The sequence below is a fragment of the Paraburkholderia dipogonis genome (assembly GCF_046027395.1).
In the GTDB taxonomy this organism is placed as follows: domain Bacteria; phylum Pseudomonadota; class Gammaproteobacteria; order Burkholderiales; family Burkholderiaceae; genus Paraburkholderia; species Paraburkholderia dipogonis_A.
Genome location: NZ_JAQQEG010000050.1, coordinates 1 through 15916 on the forward strand (window position 1 = coordinate 1; position 15916 = coordinate 15916).

The 15916-nt window shown below is 60.3% G+C and carries 17 protein-coding genes; 10 read left to right on the plus strand and 7 right to left on the minus strand.

Annotation, left to right across the window (positions count from 1 at the left end; all coding sequences use genetic code 11):
• The first annotated feature begins 311 nt into the window (after window positions 1-311).
• Entirely contained in the window at window positions 312-1094 is a 783-nt protein-coding gene (locus PQR32_RS35925) for an ABC transporter substrate-binding protein (protein WP_408238766.1), read from the plus strand.
• Between the two features lie 15 nt (window positions 1095-1109).
• On the opposite strand, the gene PQR32_RS35930 is transcribed toward PQR32_RS35925, so the two are convergent.
• Window positions 1110-1727 carry a flavin reductase family protein gene (locus PQR32_RS35930; RefSeq protein ID WP_408238769.1) on the minus strand — a complete coding sequence of 206 codons (618 nt, stop codon included), beginning with the start codon at window positions 1725-1727 and terminating at the stop codon, window positions 1110-1112.
• Window positions 1728-1986: 259 nt separating this feature from the next.
• On the opposite strand from PQR32_RS35930, the gene PQR32_RS35935 reads away from it, so the two are divergent.
• The 4 genes from PQR32_RS35935 (at window position 1987) to PQR32_RS35950 (ending at window position 7433) form a co-directional block, all read left to right on the plus strand.
• Complete coding sequence (locus PQR32_RS35935; RefSeq protein ID WP_408238933.1) at window positions 1987-3357, plus strand: DesA family fatty acid desaturase; 1371 nt, start codon at window positions 1987-1989, stop codon at window positions 3355-3357.
• 290 nt (window positions 3358-3647) lie between these two features.
• Window positions 3648-5621, plus strand: coding sequence for an acetate--CoA ligase (acs, locus tag PQR32_RS35940; protein ID WP_408238772.1), 1974 nt, complete (start codon window positions 3648-3650; stop codon window positions 5619-5621).
• A gap of 55 nt (window positions 5622-5676) precedes the next feature.
• A complete protein-coding gene (locus PQR32_RS35945; RefSeq protein ID WP_408238774.1) occupies window positions 5677-6276 on the plus strand; it encodes an acetate uptake transporter in 600 nt (199 codons plus the stop codon).
• A 119-nt stretch (window positions 6277-6395) separates the two neighbouring features.
• Window positions 6396-7433: a zinc-dependent alcohol dehydrogenase family protein gene (locus tag PQR32_RS35950; protein ID WP_408238777.1), complete on the plus strand. Its 1038-nt coding sequence runs from the start codon at window positions 6396-6398 to the stop codon at window positions 7431-7433.
• A gap of 24 nt (window positions 7434-7457) precedes the next feature.
• Here the strand turns inward: PQR32_RS35950 and PQR32_RS35955 are convergent, their stop codons facing one another.
• The 5 genes from PQR32_RS35955 to PQR32_RS35975 form a co-directional block, all read right to left on the minus strand.
• Window positions 7458-7982 (minus strand): universal stress protein, encoded by a 525-nt coding sequence (locus PQR32_RS35955; RefSeq protein ID WP_408238780.1) that lies wholly within the window; start codon window positions 7980-7982, stop codon window positions 7458-7460.
• Between the two features lie 163 nt (window positions 7983-8145).
• Window positions 8146-8361 (minus strand): hypothetical protein, encoded by a 216-nt coding sequence (locus tag PQR32_RS35960; protein WP_408205551.1) that lies wholly within the window; start codon window positions 8359-8361, stop codon window positions 8146-8148.
• Window positions 8362-8449: 88 nt separating this feature from the next.
• Window positions 8450-8683 carry a hypothetical protein gene (locus tag PQR32_RS35965; RefSeq protein WP_408238784.1) on the minus strand — a complete coding sequence of 78 codons (234 nt, stop codon included), beginning with the start codon at window positions 8681-8683 and terminating at the stop codon, window positions 8450-8452.
• A gap of 94 nt (window positions 8684-8777) precedes the next feature.
• The gene (locus PQR32_RS35970; RefSeq protein WP_408238787.1) at window positions 8778-9587 is read right to left on the minus strand and encodes a PRC-barrel domain containing protein; all 810 of its coding nucleotides are present in this window, start codon (window positions 9585-9587) and stop codon (window positions 8778-8780) included.
• A gap of 62 nt (window positions 9588-9649) precedes the next feature.
• Complete coding sequence (locus PQR32_RS35975) at window positions 9650-10240, minus strand: BPSL1445 family SYLF domain-containing lipoprotein (RefSeq protein ID WP_408238790.1); 591 nt, start codon at window positions 10238-10240, stop codon at window positions 9650-9652.
• A gap of 430 nt (window positions 10241-10670) precedes the next feature.
• On the opposite strand from PQR32_RS35975, the gene PQR32_RS35980 reads away from it, so the two are divergent.
• From PQR32_RS35980 to PQR32_RS35995, 4 genes are all read left to right on the plus strand, one after another.
• Window positions 10671-11549 carry a sensor histidine kinase gene (locus PQR32_RS35980; protein ID WP_408238793.1) on the plus strand — a complete coding sequence of 293 codons (879 nt, stop codon included), beginning with the start codon at window positions 10671-10673 and terminating at the stop codon, window positions 11547-11549.
• A gap of 327 nt (window positions 11550-11876) precedes the next feature.
• Entirely contained in the window at window positions 11877-12596 is a 720-nt protein-coding gene (locus PQR32_RS35985; RefSeq protein WP_408238796.1) for a Crp/Fnr family transcriptional regulator, read from the plus strand.
• A 24-nt stretch (window positions 12597-12620) separates the two neighbouring features.
• Window positions 12621-13040 (plus strand): DUF1810 domain-containing protein, encoded by a 420-nt coding sequence (locus tag PQR32_RS35990; RefSeq protein ID WP_408238799.1) that lies wholly within the window; start codon window positions 12621-12623, stop codon window positions 13038-13040.
• 203 nt (window positions 13041-13243) lie between these two features.
• Window positions 13244-14638, plus strand: a complete 1395-nt coding sequence (locus tag PQR32_RS35995; protein WP_408238802.1) for a short-chain fatty acid transporter — start codon at window positions 13244-13246, stop codon at window positions 14636-14638.
• A gap of 126 nt (window positions 14639-14764) precedes the next feature.
• Here the strand turns inward: PQR32_RS35995 and PQR32_RS36000 are convergent, their stop codons facing one another.
• Window positions 14765-14965 (minus strand): hypothetical protein, encoded by a 201-nt coding sequence (locus tag PQR32_RS36000; protein ID WP_408238805.1) that lies wholly within the window; start codon window positions 14963-14965, stop codon window positions 14765-14767.
• Between the two features lie 338 nt (window positions 14966-15303).
• Here PQR32_RS36000 and PQR32_RS36005 point away from each other — a divergent pair, with 338 nt between their 5' ends.
• Window positions 15304-15840: a hemerythrin domain-containing protein gene (locus PQR32_RS36005; protein ID WP_408238808.1), complete on the plus strand. Its 537-nt coding sequence runs from the start codon at window positions 15304-15306 to the stop codon at window positions 15838-15840.
• Window positions 15841-15916 lie beyond the last annotated feature (76 nt).

The window sequence follows — 15916 nt, forward strand, 5'->3', positions numbered from 1 at the left end:
TCATCGAACTGCCGGCGCGCGCGCCCGCCCCCCCCCCGGCGGGGGGCCGCCCCCGCCCCCCCCCGCCTGCCATTCGCGAGGCTTTGCCTTAACTCGACGTCCGCTCATCTGGTCACGGAATAGACTGGCGCGTCCGGAACCCGGACGTCTGTCGGCGGCACGTTGACATGCGCCGTATGCATGAGTTGATTTTTTTAATGAATTGGTAAGACCGGACGAATTACGGTCGAATGGCGGGCGCTACGCGCCGGATGCGGCTCCGACTGTAGGGGCCGCCGCTCTTTCGTTAAAAAAGTCATGAAAGGAGAAACATGAAATCCCTGCTTGCAAGCCTGACCATTGCGCTGCTGGCTATCTCATCCGGCAGCGCGATCGCGAAGGATTGGTCGACCGTGCGGTTCGGTGTCGACGCGAGCTATCCGCCATTCGAATCGAAATCCGCCGACGGAAAGCTGGTCGGCTTCGACATCGACCTGGGCAATGAAATCTGCCGCCGCGTGAACGCAAAATGCGTGTGGGTCGAAAACGCGTTCGACGGGATGATTCCCGCGCTGAAGGGGCGCAAGTTCGACGGCGTGCTATCGACCATGTCGATGACGCCGGCGCGTCAGGCGCAGATCGCGTTTTCGTCGAAGGTATTCCGTATTCCGACGCGCCTCGTCGCGAAGAAGGGCTCGACGATCACGCCAACACCAGAAGCGCTGAAGGGCAAGCGAATTGGCGTAGAGCAGGGCTCGATCCAGGAAACGTATGCGAAGACGTATTGGGAGCCGGCCGGCGCGGTGATCGTGGCTTACCAGGATCAGGATCTCGTTTACTCGGACCTGATCGCTGACCGCATCGATGCATCGCTGCAGAACGCGGTGCAGGCCGACGTCGGTTTCCTGCGCACGGCGCGAGGCAAGGATTTTGCGTTTGCCGGCAATGCGCTCTACGATGCGAAGACGCTCGGAAGCGGTACCGCGATCGGTTTGCGCAAGGAAGACACCGACCTGAAGGCGAAGATCGACAAGGCGATCGCCGACACGCGCGCGGACGGCACATACGACAGGATCGCGAAAAAGTATTTCGACTTTGACGTCTACGGGCAGTGAACGCGGCAACCTTCGCTAAGCCCGGAATGTCTTGCCCAGCTCGTGCTTCGCTAGCCGGAAATAATGCCGGAAGTTGTAGATGAGCGGCGACCACTTTTCGGCGTCGATATGGTTGCCGCCCTTGATAAACGCTTCGCTCGCATGCACGCGAAGAATCTCCACTTCCGCCGCGACGCCGCCGCCGAGCTGTTGAAGCTTCTCGCCACCCATCGTGTGAATATGGCGCACACGTGCCTCCAGATGGACAGGGCACTCCGCTGCGCGCAACGGCTTCACCTGCTCGCTCGCGAGCTGGCTCAAGCCTGCCACGTCGAACTTGCACTTCTCGAAGCGGAACTGCTTCGCCTTGATGTCCGGCACCGGATCCTTGCCGGTGAGCGGGGCCAGCTTCTCGACATGCCGCCACATGTCGGGTGAGGGCAGATTGATCACGCACTCCGGATGACGTGCGAGGTTTTCAGCGGTTTTCGTTTCGTCGAGCAGGCCGAGCATCAGTGTCCAGCCGAGCGCCCAGAACGAGGACATCGGCGCGAGATTGGTCGTGCCGTCTTCGTTGAGCGAGCTGACCAGCGCGACGGGCGTGCCGAAGTAGAGAATCTTCGGCTCGATCGTACGGAATGTATCGTTAGCCATTCGAGGTCCTTTGTAGAAGTCCGTTCGTGGTAGACAGGAGCGGATCATCAGTCAACGGGCGTCGCCACAATCGCTCATGACGTCCGGGTGTCCATCAACGTCATTCTCAAGGTTTGCAATCGTCGATGTTTCAGGCTGTTTCGAAACGTGCTCGCCATTGCGAACCCGCGCGGAGTATTAGGGAGCCGGGAGCAAGCGTGATTCCCGCGATAGGGGAGCACCTGGTCGCGCAAGGCATGCGGCTTGCTGTGGCGCGATGATGTCCCCGCTTAAGCAGATACCTGTCACGAAGCATTGGCAACCGGTGCGGCACCGTACCGACGTCTCATACGGATTCACGCATCCTGAAGGTCTTGTACGCTGCGCGATATCACTGATCGGAAGCGAAGCGTTCGGATCGGCACTACGTTGTCGTAGAAAGAAGGTCAACTTGTTCGATACTTCACTCGCATTCCTCTCAGACGGTCTGCTTGCCCTTTCCGGGTGGCAGATCCTGTTAGCTACGCTGATTTCGACGCATGTCACGATTATCAGCGTAACCGTCTACCTGCACCGGTGCCAGGCTCACCGCGCGCTCGACCTGCATCCTCTCGTCAGCCATTTTTTCCGGTTCTGGCTGTGGATGACGACCGGCATGGTGACGGGCAAGTGGGCTGCGGTCCACCGCAAGCACCACGCGAAGTGCGAGACACAAGAGGATCCGCACAGTCCACAGATCAGGGGCATCTGGAAAGTACTGCTCGGCGGTGCCGAACTCTATCGCACTGAAGTGAAGAACGAGGAAACACTTCGCAGGTTCGGCCACAGCACGCCGGTCGACTGGATCGAGCGGAACGTCTATGCGAAGTATCCGAACCTCGGCATCAGCCTGCTGATCGTGATCGATGTCGCGCTGTTTGGAGTCGTCGGCGTGTCGGTGTGGGCCGTCCAGATGATGTGGATTCCTTTCTGGGCTGGCGGGGTAGTCAACGGGCTGGGTCATTTCTGGGGTTACCGCAACTTCGGTCCTCCGGATGCGAGCACGAATGTGATCCCGGTTGGTATCCTGATCGGCGGCGAAGAACTTCACAACAATCACCACGCGTATGCGACATCCGCAAAATTGTCGAACAGATGGTACGAGTTCGACATGGGCTGGATGTACATTTGCGTCCTTGCCGCGCTCGGGCTGGCCACGGTCAGGAAAGTGGCGCCGAGGCCGCATCTGGTCAAAGGCAAAGCGGAGATCGACGACGATACGCTGCAGGCCGTACTTCGAAATCGCTTCGAGGTGATGGCAAGCTATGCCCGAACAGCTGAGCGCGCATTCCGGCAGGAACTGGCACATGTGAAACACACGAGCCGCCGCGAGAAAGCCCTGCTTATGCGTGGCGTAAGACACTGGTTTCGCGACGACGGGCAGGCAGGTCAAGCCAAGGCGTATCAACCTGTGCCCAAAGGGCTATACGACAACGCCCCGACGCTTCGTGTCTACGTCGAATTGCGCGAGGATCTGTTGGCAATCTGGGCGCGCTCGAATCTCTCTCGTGAACAGCTACTCTGCCAGTTGCAGGACTGGTGCCGTCGTGCGGAACAAAGTCGCATCGACGCCCTGAGACAATTCTCGCTACGTCTTCGTCATTACGGCTGACGCCTGGGTTTAGACCATTTCCGGGTACGCGCATGTAGATGCGCATAAAACGGTGATCAGAAGCGGATTTCCCGAACCGGTACGCCACCGTACCGACTTCCGCTCACTGCACGAGCACCGTCATTGCAAGGTCCTGGCGTAACGCAACTACAGGAAACGAAGCAATTTCTCGAGTCACGATCTCCGTGACCGATCTACTTTGCCTTGCCCGGTGACTTGCGCTGCAATGGCGCAATGGCTCGCGGGAAAGCATTTTTCAAGCACGCACCAAAGCGTGCGAGGAACACGTGATGTCAACTACCGATTCGATTCTGGAGGAACCCCAGTCATTCCTCCCACACCCCAGTGTGGCGGCTTACGCCGCAATATCCGGCATGGATGCCTATCGCGCGCTGGTTGCCGAGGCAGAGCGCGATTACACAGGATTCTGGGCCCGTCTCGCACGCGAAACGCTGCAATGGAAAACGCCGTTTTCTTCGATTCTCGATGAATCCCGCGCGCCGTTCTATGCATGGTTCAAAGACGGGACCCTGAATGCCTCGTATAACTGCCTCGACCGCCATGTTGAAGCGGGTAACGGGGACCATGTCGCCGTAATTTTCGAAGCCGACGACGGTACCGTCACGCATGTCACCTATCGCGCGTTGCTTGAGCGGGTGAGCCGTTTTGCCAACGCGCTGCGAACCCGCGGTGTGAAAAAAGGCGACCGCGTGGTGATCTATATGCCGATGTCGATCGAAGGCATCGTAGCCATGCAGGCCTGCGCGCGGATCGGCGCGACCCATTCAGTCGTGTTCGGCGGCTTTTCGTCGAAGTCGCTCAATGAGCGGATTGTCAATGTGGGGGCGATTGCGCTCGTCACCTGCGATGAGCAGATGCGCGGCGGCAAGGCGTTGCCTCTGAAGAACATTGCGGACGAAGCCCTCGCGATGGGCGGCTGCGACGCGGTGAAGAGCGTGATCGTCTATCGGCGCACGGGCGGCAAGGTCGCGTGGCATGAAGGGCGCGATCTGTGGATGCATGAACTCACGCAAGCCGAAGGAGACGTTTGCGAGCCGGAGTGGGTGGGCGCGGAGCATCCGCTCTTCATCCTCTATACGTCCGGTTCGACCGGCGTGCCGAAGGGCGTCCAGCACAGCACGGGCGGTTTCCTGATGTGGGCCGCGCAGACCATGAAGTGGACGTTCGACGCAAAGCGCAGCGACGTGTTCTGGTGTACCGCCGACATCGGCTGGATCACCGGCCATAGCTATATTGCGTATGGTCCGATGGCGATCGGCGCAACCCAGGTCGTGTTCGAGGGCGTGCCGACGTGGCCGAACGCCGGCCGTTTCTGGGAGATGATCGCGAAACACCGGGTGACGGTGTTTTACACCGCACCGACCGCCATCCGCTCGCTGATCAAGCTGGCCGAATCCGATCCGAAGGTTCATCCGGAGCGTTTCGACCTCTCGACGCTGCGTCTGCTCGGCACGGTCGGCGAGCCGATCAACCCGGCTGCGTGGACGTGGTTCTATGAGCACGTCGGTCACAGCCATTGCCCTGTTATCGACACCTGGTGGCAAACCGAAACGGGCGGTCACATGATCGCGCCGATGCCGGGCGCCACGCCGCTCGTGCCGGGCTCGTGCACGCTGCCGTTGCCGGGCATCATGGCCGCGGTGGTCGATGAGACCGGGCGCGATGTGCCGAACGGGCAGGGCGGCATCCTCGTCGTCAAACGTCCATGGCCTTCGATGCTGCGCAACGTATGGGGCGACCCGGACCGCTACACGAAGAGCTACTTTCCTGAAGACCTCGGCGGCAAGCTGTATCTCGCGGGTGACGGGGCGGTGCGTGACGAAGACACGGGCTACTTCACGATTACCGGCCGGATCGACGACGTGCTCAACGTATCGGGCCACCGGCTCGGCACCATGGAGATCGAGTCGGCACTGGTCGCCAATCCGCTGGTTGCGGAGGCCGCTGTTGTCGGGCGCGCTGACGATACGACCGGCGAAGTCGTCGTCGCGTTCGTGGTGTTGAAGGGCGAGCGGCCAACCGGGGACGTGGCGATCAGAATTGCGAATGAGCTGCGCAATTGGGTCGGCAAAGAGATCGGGCCGATTGCAAAGCCCAAGGAAATCCGCTTCGGCGAGAATCTGCCGAAAACCCGTTCAGGGAAGATCATGCGCCGTTTGCTGCGTTCGCTTGCGGCCGGCGAAGAGATCACCCAGGACGTATCCACGCTGGAAAATCCGGCCATTCTCGATCAGCTCGGGTGATTCGTCGCCAGCGGCGGGGGATCGCCGGATTGTTTTTTATCTTCAGGAGCAGGCCATGGCCAGCGCACCGAACCGAACACCACTCGCGAACCCCGCGCCACTGGGTCTCGCTGGCTTTGCACTGACGACGTGGCTGCTGAGCATGATCAACGCCGGCTGGTTCTCGGGCGAGTCGATGGGCCTCGTGCTCGCCTGCGCGCTAGCCTACGGCGGGACCGCGCAGGCGATTGCCGGCGTGATGGAGTTGCCGCGCGGCAACACCTTCGGCGCGACCGCCTTTCTGAGCTACGCGGCGTTCTGGTGGTCATTCGCACTCTTCGTGTTGTTTCTGCACGATAAAGTGCCGGCCGCTTTCGTTGGCTGGTATCTGTTTCTGTGGGGTGTGTTTACGTTCTATATGTGGCTGGCCACGTTTCGTTCGCCCCGCGCGCTGCAGGCTATCTTTCTGGCGCTGTGGATCACGTTCGGCTTGCTGGCGGGTGGCGAGTGGACGGGTTCGGTCCTCTTGCGGATGGCCGGTGGTTACATGGGACTTGTCACGGCGGCGCTCGCGTTCTATCTGTCCGCAGCCGATGTGATCAACGAGGTGCACGGCCGGATAGTCATGCCGATTGGCGAGCCACAGGTCTTCAGCCGGCACGCCGTCGCGCTCTGACGAAAGAGGCATTGAATCCGGCTGCCGTATCAGCACGAGCATCGTGACGCCGCGTGCTGCGATCGCGCGTGAGTTCTCGCACGACCCGCACCCCACGCATGCAACCGGAGTTATCGAAAATGAAGGCACTCGTCTATCTCGGCCCGGGCAAGAAAGCGGTTGAAGACCGTCCCAAACCGGTAATCGACGCGGCCACCGACGCCATCGTCAAGATCAGCAAGACGACGATCTGCGGAACAGACCTGCACATACTCAAGGGCGACGTCGCGACCTGCCAGCCGGGTCGCGTGCTCGGGCATGAAGGCACGGGCGTCATCGACGAGGTGGGCCCGGGCGTGACCACGTTCAAGCCGGGTGAGCGCGTTCTCATCTCATGCATCAGTGCTTGCGGCAAGTGCGAGTATTGCCGCAAACAGATGTACTCCCATTGTGCGAGCGGCGGCTGGATTCTAGGTAACAAGATCGACGGCACGCAGGCCGAATTTGTCCGGATCCCGCATGCGGATACCAGTCTTTACCGCATCCCCGACAACGCCGACGAAGAGGCGCTCGTGATGCTGAGCGATATCCTGCCGACGGGTTTCGAATGCGGCGTGCTCAATGGCAAGGTTGAACCCGGCAGTACGGTGGCCATCGTCGGTAGCGGGCCGATCGGACTCGCGGCGTTGCTCACGGCCCGCTTCTATTCGCCTGCCGAAATCGTCATGGTCGATCTGGACGACAACCGGCTGGAGACCGCGAAGCGTTTCGGTGCGACCGCGGTGATCAACAGCACGGACGGCAACGCAGTGAAGGCGATCATGAAGCTCACATCCGGGCGTGGCGTCGATACTGCCATCGAAGCGGTGGGCATACCCGCCACCTTCGAATTGTGCGAGGAGATCATCGCGCCGGGCGGCACGATTGCCAACGTCGGCGTGCATGGCGTGAAGGTGGATCTTTATCTGGAGCACCTGTGGGACCGGAATATCACGATCACCACGCGGCTGGTCGATACCGTGAGCACACCCATGCTGCTGGAGACGTTGCGCTCCGGCAGGCTCGATCCCAAACTTCTGATCACCCATCGCTTCACGTTCGAACAGATCCTCGATGCGTATGAAACCTTTGCGCACGCGGCCGACACCCGCGCGCTCAAGGTGATCATCGCGGCCTAGCTCGCCGCGATGCATGGGGCGCCATTAGCCGGGCAGTTCGTACATCGCGGCGGCGATGTCGGTGTGTGCGGGCCTCGCGGTCTCTGTGACCGCGGTTTGCGCTTGCCGGCTCGGGACGAGCAACACGGGCAGGCTTGCGCTGCGCACGACGCGCTCGGCCACGCTGCCCAGAAACAGACGCTTGAAACCCCGTCGCCCGTGCGTGCCGAGCACCAGCAGGTCCGCATTGAATTCGTTGGCCGAAATGCGGATCCGTTCCGAGATGTCTTCGCCGATCGGCGCGACGTCGACGATCCGCGGTGTGCCGGCGACGTTTTCGTGCTTCATTCGCGCCAGCGCATCCGCCATCAGTCTTTGGCCTTCTTCAATGCAGGCATCGCGCAGGATCGTCGGATCGTAACCGGACGAGTCGTATGCCATCAGGGGATTGTCGACCACATAGAGCGGCTGCAATTGCGCGCCATTGTCGTGCGCGAGTTGCAGCGCGCTGTCGAACGCATGTTCAGACGTCTCGCTGCCGTCGATCGCTACCAGAATGCGTTTATACATGTCGGCCTCGGAAGAATTCGTTCGGACGGCGAGCGCCGTCGTGGGATTCGCTTGCCTGCGCGCAGAGCGCCGCAGCCTCAATGTCGCCGTTCGATGTCTTGCCGAACGGTCTAGGCGAGGCGTTCGCGCCTTGCACGGCGCGGATTCGAAGTGCGGCCCTATGTTATTTCAGATTGTTGAGCTCGGCACGCGCGAGCGTCTCAACCGATTCCCACGCGACATCTTCATGTTCGAAGAACGTGTCGAGTTTGATGAGTTCCTTGCCCTTTGACGCGCCTTTCCGAACAAGACACACGCTCGCGACCCAGCCATCGGCAACATGATCCTTGACCGTCATGTAAGCGTCGTGTGTTCTGCCTGAAATGATTCTGTCTGCCATAGTGCCGCCTGTCTGATTGATCGACAGCCACAGTGGCCGTCGTCGCTGCAAGGTAATGCTCGCGGTTCGTCGATAACCGTCGGCGCTGCTACATCCCGAACTTATGTTCCGCAATGTATTTGTCGCCATATGCGAGTGCAGCCTCATAGCCTTGCTCGCTGGTTGCAAAAACGCCGATGTCGTAGTGCTTGTCGGCCGAAGGAAGGCAGCCTTCCACAGCATGCCGAAGATGAAAATTGAAGGTGCCGTCCTGCAGCTCCATGCATTCGGGAGTGAATGTATGAATACGGGCCTGATACAACTTCTGGATGTTTTGCCTCATGACCTGCTCCTGCCTTTTATGCCTTGAATACTCGCGTGTGCGATCGGGCCAGGACCGCCTGAACCGGGCGAGAACGGTGGTCTGCGCGGCGCACTCATTCCGATGCAACCCGCTCGCCGGCGCCGGCATCCAGCCAATAGCCGTGTTTGCCGTAAAACTGGTGCAGTTCAACTTCGTAATGCCGGTCGATCGGCATGGAGTCGTCGTAAGCGGGGCTATTCTTGATGACGTCGCGCGTCAATGCCGTCGATACGGTCGACTCGACCCAGTCGACTTCGTCTATCCAGTGAGTGGCGATGAGCACGGCCTTGCCGCCGGGCCACCAGTTGCGCGTCTCTACGACCAGGTAACGAATCGCCCAGTCGGTATCGTCGTAAATGAAATCCGACACGTGGCCGATACTGCCGTCGGCTGTTTTGACGTGATAGCCCTTGACCTCGTCGGTGCTGCGCAGATGAACGTCGGGTGGCGGGTTGTTCGCGTGCAAGGTTGGCCTTGACGGCGTATCGAACAGGGCGTCCGGAGCCACCCCTGTCGGGTCATAGGCCGGATAGGCGCCCATGCCCCACAGGTTGGGGCCGCCCCAATACGTCGGATAGCTGTAGTAGCGCAGATACTCGATCTCGTGCTGCCGCGATACCGGCTTGTGGGTGTCCAGCATTGGACTGTCCCTCACTTGCTGGCGGGAAAGGCCGACATGCACGATTTCCGATCCGGGGTCGGTGTGTTTCACGGCATACGGCGAAACCAGCACCTGCCGTTCATTGAGCCAATTGCCTGTTTCGACCACCAGATAACGCACACCCCATGACTCGTCGTCGAAATAGGCCTGACTGACTGAGCCAATGTCGCCGTCCACTGCGCTGACGGTGCTGCCGTGCAAGTCTCGAACGCTTCGCAACATGGTTTCTCCACCCTGTGTGTCGGCGAGGGCGGGCATGGCGCCGCGTCCCTCGGTCTTGAATGTCAAAGCGACGCGAGCCTGGTGACTTTGGTGCCTTGCAGCGACGCACCCGCCATCAGCCCGGTATTGGTCAGCACGAAAGCTTCGACCTGTCCGGTGACGGTGCTGGTGTCGAGATTGCCGTTTGCGCCGACCTTCAGCACGGCCACGGAAGCATCGCCGCCAGCCGACCATCCGTCTCTGCTGCGGAAGCGGGTCAGCGACTCGTCGGTCATGAACAGGAACACGATCGCGCGCGACTGCGCGCCGATCTGCCAGCCGATTGAACCGGTCGCCGTGCTGTAGTAGCCGATGGTGTGTCCGCCGACGCGCAGCGAACCCTCGCCATACTGGCCGCCGACCACGAAGCCGGCGTCGATGACCGACGGAAACGTCAGTACCCCGCGTGCCTTACCGACCAGTTCACGCGAGCCGTTCGCCATGCCATAGAGGCGCGCCAGCGTGGAGTCGACGCCTGCATCGATAGTGCGGCGCTTGTCCATTTGCTCGCTGCGGCTCGCGTCGGAAGAAGAGGTGGTGGTGCAACCTGAGAGCGCCGCGCCGAGTGCCAGAAGCGATCCGGGCGTACTCCAGATGAAGGTTCGTCTAAGCATGATTTTCTCCCCGCTGGTCGACGATAGAAAACACGTTACGCGCGGGCACGGGAGAAAGCGGTACGACAACGTACAGACGCCTGTCTATGTTCGAACGCACAAACCGCGCCGATCTCGCGAGATTCTTCTGACGCCGGTGGGCACTGGTCCGCCGAGGTTCGCCGCATTCATCAGACGTGGGCTAAAACCTGGCCGATTTGCCGCGCAACGCGGTCGTTTTTTCCGGTCCGAACCGCACCGTACAGACTTACCGGACTGCATCGGCGAATCTGTTGTTTCAACCTGTGTTCGTTACGCGATTTCCTGATCGTGCCAGCGACGCAGGCATGGCGAACCGCGCGGTTCTGATGCTTTGCAAGCAGCCTGCTTTGGTTGACCACCAGCCCGAAACGCGCTTCTCGTCGCTCTTCGTTGCCGACCCAGGCGCGAAATGGGGATCAAAATGTCAGCACATCTGGCGTCCACCGAGTCCTTTTCGGACGGCTCTGCCTTCAACTATTTCGTCGTGACAGATGCAATGATGACGCGTGGCACGCGGGCGGCCGCGGATAACTCCGTGGAGGACGCTTGCACGACGGCTCTCGGCGGCGCGGCACCGCCAGTCAGCAACCAGATCCTGGCGATGGTGGCGCATGAGCTGCGCGGCCCGTTGACGCCGTTGCGGCTCGCCAGCCAGTTGATCCGCCACGCGTCGGCTGAACGCCCGGAGATACTCCGCTTGATCGATATGATCGACCGGCAGGTGAACGGAATTGCACGGTTGGCGCAAGATTTGATGGACGCGACCCGTGTCGATCGTGACGCACTTCGTCTCAGCAAGGCCGACATCGAGATCGCGGCCCTGTTGGCCGACATCTGCGAGATCACGGCAGCCGCCGCCGCCGAGAAAAACCAGGTTTTCACCGTGTCGATTCCCGACGCGACTTTGCGCGTTGAAGGCGATCCCGTCCGCTTGACGCAGGCCGTCAGCAATCTGTTGCATAACGCGGTGAAATACACGCCGGTCCGCGGCAATATACGAATGACCGTGCTTGCAGAAGGAAACGATCTTGTCATCAAGATCAATGACGATGGTTCGGGGATTTCGGCCGTCCTGCTGCCGCATATTTTCGAGCTATTCGCACAATCGAGCAGAACGATCGCCGCCAGTGCGGGCGGCCTCGGCATTGGCCTCGCGGTCGTGAGAGCCATTGCTCAATCTCACGGTGGCGCGGTGTCGGCAACCAGCGCAGGTCCCGGGGAGGGCAGTGAGTTCACGCTCAGGTTGCCGATTGTCACGTCCGGCGGCGCCTTTTTTGGCAACGTATAAGTCGAACCAACGATTGCCGTTCAGCCGATGCGTTAGTTCGGGAAGGCCGAGGACGGCCATGGTTTTCGAAGGTCGTGCAATCCGCATGCACGGCGTGTCGTACCGCGAACTCATGCCAGGACGCGGATCGGCGCGTAATTTCGACGCGACTTATAATCTTTTTGCGTATCGCGCCAGATCTCGAGTAACGCGAAGATTACCGCATCGTGACGCGCTGCGGCACAAGCCGCAAAGGTGTTGGAGCATTCCTCCTTCTATCCATATTCACCCGTCAGGAAATCGTCGGCGAAAGCGGCGCGGTTCCGGGCGAGCTGCGGAGAGTGTGAAATGTCTCAAGATCACCGTCAAAACGAAAACCATCTGCTGGTAGTGTTGCCTGACCTGGAGTGGGAACGTCTGTCGCCGCATCTGTTACTCGTGGAGATGCCGCTCGGCAACGTCGTCTACGAATCCGGCGATCGCCTCAATTACGTTTATTTCCCGACCACCTGCATTGTGTCGCTGCTCTATGTCATGGAGGACGGTGCGTCCGCCGAAATCGCGATCGTCGGCAACGAAGGGCTTATCGGCATCGCGCTTTTCATGGGTGGCGACACCACGCCCAGCCGCGCGGTCGTACAAAGCGCGGGGAAGGCGTATCGCCTGGACGCTCAAATCCTGAAAGAGGAATTTCATCGTGCAGGGCCTGTCCAGCGCCTTTTGCTGCGCTATACGCAGGCGTTGATCACCCAGATGGCGCAGACCGCTGTTTGTAACCGTCACCATTCGATCGACCAGCAGTTGTGCAGGTGGCTGCTGCTCAGCATCGACCGCCTCTCGTCGAACGAACTGAAGATGACGCAGGAACTGATCGCCAATATGCTGGGCGTGCGCCGCTCCGGCGTAACCGAGGCCGCACTGAAACTGCAGGATGCGGGTTTGATCCGGTATAGCCACGGCCATATCGAGGTATTGGACAGGCCGGGACTCGAAAAGCGTGTGTGCGAATGTTACAGCGTAGTGAAGCGTGAATTCGACCGGTTGCTGCCCGCTTTGAAAGCGCTATAGAAACGGCGTGAACGGGAGAGCGAATTGGACGATCCTTTCGACCTTCAGCGCTTTATCGACGCTCAGGATCCGCTGTACGCGCAGGTATGTGACGAACTGCGCAACGCGCGTAAGCGAAGCCACTGGATGTGGTTCGTGTTTCCGCAGATCCACGGGCTTGGAACCAGCGCAATGGCGCAACGGTTCGCGATTTCGTCGCTGGCCGAGGCCGATGCTTATCTGCGCCATCCGATACTGGGTGAGCGGCTGAGGGAATCGACGCGACTCGTCAACGGGGTCGATGGTCGTTCAATCGAGGAAATTTTCGGGTATCCGGATTACCTGAAGTTTCACTCGTCGATGACGCTATTCGATCGCGCGGCGATCGACAAAGAGCCCTTTGCGGAAGCGCTCAGGAAGTATTTCCATGGCCAAGGCGATCCTCTAACGCTGGAGCGCCTCTAGCAGGCGCTTGCCGGGCCGGCGCAAGGTCGCTACGTCCGACATTGATTCAACTCACCCTCGACCGACCACCGCTCGGTTGAACAGTTAAGCCTTGTCCAGGACGCTTCGCGAGCGTACAAAGTATCGAATGCATTTGCGAGGCGGCCCGTCATCGATTGCCGGTGCTGTAAGCGATGTAATGTCAATGGCGGGGTTGGACAACCATGAACGAGAAAGACATTCACTCAGCCAGCACAGATCGCAGCGCGCGCCGCCGGAACGTCGTCGCGGGTCTCGTTTACGTGTTCGAGCAGGTCATGCCGGACCCATTCGTCCTTGCAATTGGCTTGACCCTCGTGGTGGTCCTGCTGGCCATGGCCTTCGCGCCGCACGCGTCGCTCGCCGTCATCCTGAGCGCGTGGTATGGCGGCACCTTCAACATTCTCGGCTTCGCGCTGCAGATGATCCTGATTCTCGCGACTGGCTATGCGATCGCCGACGCACCCCTCGTCCAGCGCGGACTGCGGGCGATGGCTGCGGGCGTGCGCACGCCGACGCGCGCCGCGCTGTTGGTCTTCCCGATCGTCGCGGTCGCCGCGTGGCTCAACTGGGGGCTCGGCCTGGTTGTCGGCGCGCTCCTGTCGCGCGAAATCGCGAGGCGCGTGAAAGTGGATTTCGCATGGCTCGTTGCGGGCAGCTACTCCGCGTGGTCGGTCTGCAATAGCGGCTTGTCCAGTTCAATCGCGTTGTCACAGGCATCGCACGGCAACGCATTGAACCTGGTCGAGAAAGCCACGGGACAGGTGATTCCGTTGAGTGAGACCGTGTTCGCGCCGTTCGTCTTCATCCCGACGGTGCTGGTCGTTGTCGTCATGACGGCGATCTTCATCTGGATGCACCCGAAGCAGGAGAATGTGGTCGCTTTCAATGAAACGCAGCCTGAGCCCGAAACACAGGCAGAGGCCGATCCCCATGCCAGGGACGCGAAGACATCGTCATTCGCTGCCCGCGCCGAGCGCTCCGTGCTCGGCACGCTGCTCCTGCTGGCGCTGGGCCTGGGCTATCTCGCGCTGACGTGGTCCAGCAAGGGCTTCGAGTTGGACATCAACACGACGATCCTCATCTTCCTGCTGGCAGGGCTGGCGCTGCAGCGCACACCGATCGCTTATGCCGATGCGATTCGCCGCGCCGCGCGGCAGACCGGATCGATGTTGCTTCAATATCCGATGTACGGCGGCATCATGGGCATCATGACGGGGACCGGGTTGGCGTCGACGATTGCCAAGACGTTTGTGGCCATTGCCACCCCGGTGACGCTTCCTGTCCTGAGTTACTTCAGCTCGCTGATCATCACGCTGCTCATTCCCAGCGCCGGCGGACACTGGGCTGTTCAGGGACCTTTCGTTCTTCCCGCCGCATTGAGCCTGCATGCTTCGGTTCCGCGCACGGCAATGGGCGTTGCCATGGCGGAAAACGTCTCGAACATGCTGCAACCGTTCTGGGCTGTACCCGTCGTTGCGATCGCTGGCATTCGCATCCAGCGTGTCATGGGCTATACGGCGATCACTTTTGTCGTATCGCTCGTTATCTATGCAGCGGGGCTTTGGCTGATTCCGTGATTCGACTGCACGTGCGCCCGGCAGAAGCAGCTGTCGGCATGCGGTGTACCTACATTGACGGACCTGGTTCAGAAGCTCACGTGCGTCGCTCGGAGGCGGGTGGACATGGTCTGATGAAATGCTCGTTCAATCAGGCTCGACATGCACACGCGCTCGGGTCAGCGACGCGTGGGCCTTTTCTTTTTGGGTTTCGGCGGCGCGAGCGCAGCGGTCCAGAAAGCGGTGGTCCCGCGCTTCGCCGCCGCCGTCGCGTGACCGCGCGCTGAACCCGCCACTGCATTTGCGCCGCTCAACCACATGCTGAGGAAGGGATTCTTTTTCATCCACGGATTTTTCATGTCAGGCCCGATCGAATAAGGGTTGTCCAGTTCATGCCGAACGAAGATCGCAACGCGCATGCCTATCGGGCTGCGATCGGTGCGCAGGTGCAATTCGAACGCGGAACCGATCCTGCCGAACGTAAATGGGCAAATCGCGCGCGGGAGATGGTAGCTGTTGGCGGAAATCGCTTCTCTGACCGACTGCGAATTGACCACACCATGCGCATTCGCGCGGTCGGGCTGACACGAACACGTCGGGCCCGTCACTTCCCCAGAACTCACGCTGGCTGGGCATGACGTTTGCTCGATTAAAAAACGTTCAACTGCACGACCGAGGAGAGCAGCATGGAAGCGACGAAGCAGGACAACAAGGCGACTGAATCCGGCTCGCACGATGCATTAGCCTTTCTCGAGGCGGAGCATCGCGCAGTCGAAAAATTGTTTACGGCGTTCAAAAAAGCCGCGGACGATGATCTTGAAGCGAAGTCGGCGCTCGCGCAGCGCGCCTGCGAGGAGTTATCCATTCACACGATGCTCGAAGAGGAACTGCTTTATCCAGCGGCGCAGGAAGCACTACCTGATAGCGACAGCATCGACGTCGAAGAAGCGTACGTCGAGCACTTCCTCGTCAAGACACTGATCGCGAAGTTTGAAACGATGAAAGCAGGTGACAAGGGCTTCGACGCGACCTTCAAGGTGATGAGCGAGATGGTGGGCCATCATGTGGAGGAAGAGGAGGAGGAGCTCTTTCCGGAACTGCGCAAGTCGAATTGCAATCTGCGCACGCTGGGCGAGAAGATGGCGAAACGCAAGGCGGAACTACAGAGCAAGCTCGATGCGGTGGGCAGCAGATCGGTGGGCGACAAGACTGCGGCACTTTAAGGGCAGCAAAGCGATAGTGGACCGCGGACGCCAGGCAAAAACGCAAAAACATATGACGCTAGAGCAACTCGTTGCG